This window comes from Agromyces sp. P1_H4 (assembly GCF_056405255.1).
On sequence record NZ_JBFUCL010000283.1, the window covers coordinates 1 to 5,023 of the forward strand.

6 protein-coding genes are annotated in these 5,023 nt (G+C 72.3%); 1 reads left to right on the plus strand and 5 read right to left on the minus strand.

Features of this window, described 5'->3' with window-relative positions:
* Positions 1-1,203 (minus strand): chromosome segregation SMC family protein (locus AC1DY2_RS15215; RefSeq protein WP_476763191.1); only part of this gene is annotated, 1,203 nt, incomplete at its 3' end.
* Between the two features lie 169 nt (positions 1,204-1,372).
* Between AC1DY2_RS15215 and AC1DY2_RS15220 the strand changes: the two genes are divergently transcribed.
* On the plus strand, positions 1,373-2,509 hold the full coding sequence (locus AC1DY2_RS15220; protein WP_476763192.1) for a GNAT family N-acetyltransferase: 1,137 nt from the start codon (positions 1,373-1,375) through the stop codon (positions 2,507-2,509).
* Here the strand turns inward: AC1DY2_RS15220 and mutM are convergent.
* The 4 genes from mutM to AC1DY2_RS15240 all read right to left on the minus strand — a co-directional run bounded on the left by mutM (position 2,415) and on the right by AC1DY2_RS15240 (position 4,837).
* Positions 2,415-3,368: a bifunctional DNA-formamidopyrimidine glycosylase/DNA-(apurinic or apyrimidinic site) lyase gene (mutM, locus tag AC1DY2_RS15225; RefSeq protein ID WP_476763193.1), complete on the minus strand. Its 954-nt coding sequence runs from the start codon at positions 3,366-3,368 to the stop codon at positions 2,415-2,417. The genes AC1DY2_RS15220 and mutM overlap by 95 nt on opposite strands.
* A 1-nt stretch (position 3,369) precedes the next feature.
* Positions 3,370-4,032, minus strand: coding sequence for a ribonuclease III (gene rnc, locus AC1DY2_RS15230; RefSeq protein WP_476763194.1), 663 nt, complete (start codon positions 4,030-4,032; stop codon positions 3,370-3,372).
* 91 nt (positions 4,033-4,123) lie between these two features.
* Positions 4,124-4,327, minus strand: a complete 204-nt coding sequence (gene rpmF / locus AC1DY2_RS15235) for a 50S ribosomal protein L32 (protein WP_022887809.1) — start codon at positions 4,325-4,327, stop codon at positions 4,124-4,126.
* 9 nt (positions 4,328-4,336) lie between these two features.
* Positions 4,337-4,837, minus strand: a complete 501-nt coding sequence (locus tag AC1DY2_RS15240) for a YceD family protein (protein WP_476763195.1) — start codon at positions 4,835-4,837, stop codon at positions 4,337-4,339.
* Positions 4,838-5,023: the final 186 nt, after the last annotated feature.

Genomic DNA, 5,023 nt, shown 5'->3' on the forward strand with positions numbered 1-5,023 from the left:
GGCGAGCCTGGACGCGGCGGTGTCGGCCTGCCCGGCGAGCTTGGACAGCTCGAGGTCGTAGGCGGCGACGCGGGCGCTGTCCCGGGCGATGCCCTCGTCGACGCGGTCGAGCTCGACCCGGGCGGCCCGGGTRCCGGCGACCGCATCCTCGAGGGCCGCGGCCGCCTCGCCCACGGCCGCACCGAAGCCGTCGAGTCCGGTGGTCGCCTCGTCGATCATGGCGCGGGTGACGCTCGGCGCGGCATCCGTCGGCTCGACCTGGGCGCTCAGCAGGGCGATGCGCTGCCGCGCCAGGGCGTCGAGCGCCCGCAGGCGCTCCTGCGCGGACTCGAGCGCATGGGAGGTGGAGCGCACCGCGTCGACGTCGTCGCCGAGGTAGGTCGCCTCGAGTCGCTCGACCCGTGCCTGGTGCTGCTCGAGCTCCTGCTGCAGCACCTGCCGCTCGCTGTGCCGCTCGGACTCGCTGCGCCCGTGCTCGTCGAGCGCGCGGCGGAGGCCCACGACCTCGTCGGCGAGGAGCCGCGCCCGCGCGTCGCGCACCACGGCGGCGATCGTGGCGGCCTCGCGGGCCACCTCGGCCTGGCGGCCGAGCGGCTTCAGCTGGCGCCGGATCTCGCCGGCGAGGTCGGAGAGCCGCGTGAGGTTCGCCTGCATCGCGTCGAGCTTGCGGAGCGTCTTCTCCTTGCGGCGGCGGTGCTTGAGGATGCCTGCGGCCTCCTCGATGAAGCCGCGCCGGTCCTCGGCGCTCGCGTGCAGCACCGCGTCGAGCTGCCCCTGGCCGACGATGACGTGCATCTCGCGGCCGAGCCCCGAGTCGCTGAGCAGTTCCTGCACGTCGAGCAGCCGGCAGGTCTCGCCGTTGATGGCGTACTCGCTGGCCCCGTTGCGGAACAGCGTGCGGGAGATCGTGACCTCGCTGTACTCGATCGGCAGGGCGCCGTCGGCGTTGTCGATCGTGAGGCTGACCTCGGCTCGCCCGAGTGGGCCGCGCGTCGCCGTGCCGGCGAAGATGACGTCCTCCATCTTGCCGCCGCGCAGCGTCTTCGCGCCCTGCTCGCCCATCACCCAGGCGAGCGCGTCGACCACGTTCGACTTGCCCGAGCCGTTGGGACCGACGATGCAGGTGACGCCCGGCTCGAACGCGAACGTGGTCGGCTGCGCGAAGGACTTGAATCCCTTCAGCGTCAGGCTCTTCAGGTACATGGTCCCCCGGGTGCGGCTGGGTCGTGCGGATGCCTCGCACGAGCGTACCCGAGCGGGCGCCCGGTTCCCGCGCACCCTCGCCGCGAAGCTGAGGATCGATCGTTGCCGGCGCGCCGCGCCCGGCGATAGTCTGGGCGGCTGTCCGACCGACGGCGAGGAGGACGATCGCGTGGCCATCGACATCCGACCCGTGCCCGTGCCCGCACGCCTCGGCACGACCGAGGCGCGGCCGCTGGAGGCGTACGTCGAGCTCACCCGCCTCGTCGCCCTCGAGACGTGGGGCCACGACCACTTCGAGTTCACCGCCGCCGAGCTCCTCGTGCGACATCGCGACCAGCGCTTCCGCCGCCGAGTGGAGGTCGGCGCCTACGAGGGTGACGACCTGGTCGGCGCGGCCGCCATGGTGTGGGAGACCGACCCGCAGGCGAGGATGGCCGAGATGTCGCTCGGCGTGCGGCCCGACCGTCGCGGCCGCGGCGTCGGGAGCGCCCTGCTCGCCGCGATGGAGGCCCAGGCCGCAGAGGCCGGGCGTCCGGCGCTCGTCGGGTGGTCGGAGCACGGGGGCGCGAGTCTCCGCACGACGGGCGAGGTGCTGCGCGCCCCCGACGGCGACGCCGAACTGCCGGCCTCCGACGCCGCGGCGCGGTTCGCCGTGGCGCACGGCTATGCGTTGCAGCAGGTCGAGCGGGTGAGCGGGCTGCGCGTCGACGGGCGCCGCGACGGGTTCGCCTCGGCGCTCGAGGAACGCGAGCCCGCGGCATCCGCTGCCGGTTACCGACTCCGCACCTGGGAGGATCGCGCGCCCGACGAGCTCGTCGACGCGTACGCCGCGGCTCGCGCACGCATGGTGCTCGACGTGCCCGCCGGCGGGCTGCAGTACGACGACGAGGTGTGGACCGCCGACCGCGTACGCGCCTACGAGGACGAACGCCGCGACAGCGCCACGGGCATGCTCGTCGCCGCGGCGGTCACCGACGGAGGCGAGGTCGCCGGCTACACGGAGCTCGAACTGCCCGACGGCCGGCCCATCGCCTACCAGTCCGACACGCTCGTCGTCGGCGCGCACCGCGGCCATGCCCTCGGGATGCTCCTCAAGCTCGCGAACCTCGTGCGGCTGGGCGAGGTCGCGCCCGAACGACACGAGGTCTCCACGTGGAACGCCGATGAGAACGACCACATGCTCGCCATCAACCTGGCGCTCGGATTCGAGCTCAGGGGGCTGGACGCGAGCTGGCAGCGACCGGCGTCCGCCGCGGCATCCGGAGCCGCTGGCATCGCGGGCACCGGTGCGACGACCGGTTCATGAACGCCTCGCGCACGATGGGGGTGCCGCAGCGCGGGCACGGCAGGCCGGCACGACCGTAGGCGTTCAGCGAGTGGGCGAAGTAGCCCGACGCGCCGTTGACGTTGACGTACTGCGCGTCGAAGCTCGTGCCGCCCTCGGCGAGGGCCTTGCCGAGCACGTCGCGCACCGCCGCGAGCAGGTCGCGGGCCCGGCGCCTCGACAGGGACGCCGCGGGCTGCTCGCCGTGCAGGCGCACCGCCCAGAGCGACTCGTCGGCGTAGATGTTGCCGACGCCGCTCACGAGGTTCTGGTCGAGGAGCACCCGCTTGACGCCCGAGGCGCGCCGCGCGAGGGCGTCGACGAAGGCGTCGTCGTCGAAGGCCGGGTCGAGTGGATCGCGCGCGATGTGCGCGACCTGCGCCGGGATGCTCCGATCCCACGGCCCGGTCACGCCGGCGGAGAAGCCGGCCACCTCGCCGTCGGCGGTCGGGACGAGCCGATCCACCGCGAGCGAGCCGAAGGTGCGCTGGTCGACGAAGTCGATGCGGAACTCCCGGTGCCCGGGATGCTCGAGATGCAGGCGCACGCGCGCGTGCCGGTCGTCGCCGGGGTGATCGGGCGTGCGCAGCAGGAGCTGCCCGCTCATGCCGAGGTGGCCGACGATCGCCCGGTCGGGGCCGATGGGCAACCAGAGGAACTTGCCGCGACGCACCGCCGCCGCGATCCGGGCACCCGTGACGAGCGATTCGAAGTCGCCGGATGCCGCGACGTGGCGGGTCAGCGCCCGCGGGTCGAGCACGTCGACGGCGGTCACGAGCGCGCCGGTGACGGCGGGTGCGAGGCCGGCGCGGACGACCTCGACCTCGGGCAGCTCGGGCACGTCAGACGGCGTTCAGCTCGGTCCAGGCCTCGAGTGCTGCGGCCATCTCGGCCTGCTTCTTGCTCGAGCCTTCGCCGGTGGCCTGCACCAGGTCGCCCACCGAGACGGTGGCGATGAAGTGCTTGTTGTGGTCTGGTCCCGACTCCGTGACCGTGTAGACGGGCGGCGGGGCGCTGCGTCGCGCCGCGATCTCCTGCAGGCTGGTCTTCGGGTCCATGGCCGCACCGAACCGCTCGGGGTCGTCGAGGAGCGGCCCGACGAGGCGCAGCACGAAGGCCGTGGCGGCGTCGCCGCCCGAGTCGAGGTAGACGGCGCCGATGATCGCCTCGACGGTGTCGGCGAGGATCGACGGCTTGTCGGCGCCGCCGGTCATCGTCTCGCCCCGGCCGAGCAGCACGTACGGTCCGACGCCGATGGTGCGGCCCACCTCCGCGAGCGCGGCACTCGAGACGAGGCTCGCCCGCCGCTTGGCGAGCTCGCCCTCATCGAGGTCGGGGTGGTCGCGGAACAGCTTGACCGTGACGGCCTGCCCCAGGATGGAGTCGCCGAGGAACTCGAGGCGCTCGTTGGTGGGGATGCCGCCGTTCTCGTACGCGAACGACCGGTGCGTGAGCGCCAGCTGGAGCAGGGCCGGGTCCACCTCGATCTGCAGCGAACGCTGCAATTCCTCGAGTGAATGCTCCGAAGGAGCCGTGGACTCCGTCCCCGTGTGCTCCGTGCGCGTCACGACCGGTCGGTAGGCGAGTCGGGGCCGACTAGACGTCGGCGACCTTGCGGCCCTTGTACTCGAGGAACAACGGGGTGCCCGCGGAGTCCTCGACGACCTTGGCACGGTGCGGAAGGCTGTAGGTGACCTTGCCGTTCTCGACGGTCTTGACGAGCGTGGGGACCTCGGCCTTCCACTGCGAACGACGCGCGTGCGTGTTGGCTCGTGACTTCTTCCTCTTGGGAACAGCCATGACTCTCTCTCAATCTCTCTGCTGGGGGGCGTCGGATGCGGCATCCGAGCCTTGGTCTTCGGAAGCTTCGAACCCCGCGAGCGCGGCCCATCGCGGGTCGCGCTGCTCAGGGGTGACGAGTTCCGGATGATCAGCCAGTCGGACCCCGGTCTCTGGGTCGAGACCCGGGCAGTCCGGCCGGCACACCGGCTGGAACGGCAGTGCCAGCACTACCGCATCTCGGATGAGCGATTCAAGATCCACGTGGTCGTCTTGAACCTCATACTCGAAAGCTTCTCCAGAATGATACGCGAAAAGCTCCTGGAACTCGACTTCGACGGGCAGGGCGATGTCGATGAGGCATCGGCCGCACTCCCCCTCGGCCACCGCGYCGACCTCGCCGGTCACGAGGACGCCCTCGTGCACCGACTCCAGGCGCACGCCCAGGTCGAGCTCGGAGCCCGCCTTGACGGCGACGAGTCCCTCGCCCATCGGGTCGCCCACGGGGATCGCGAGTCGCTGCTCGCGCATCTCGCCCGGACGGTTCACGAGGTCGCGCACGTTCACTCGGAACGGGGAATGCTGAATGGCCACGATCGACGATTCTACGCCCCGGCCGCAGTGCGATCGCCGAGCGCCCTCCGCACGCGATCGAAGAGCGAGCGGGGTGCGAACAGGGCCCTCGCCCGTTCGCCGGCGCTCGCGTCGGACACGAGC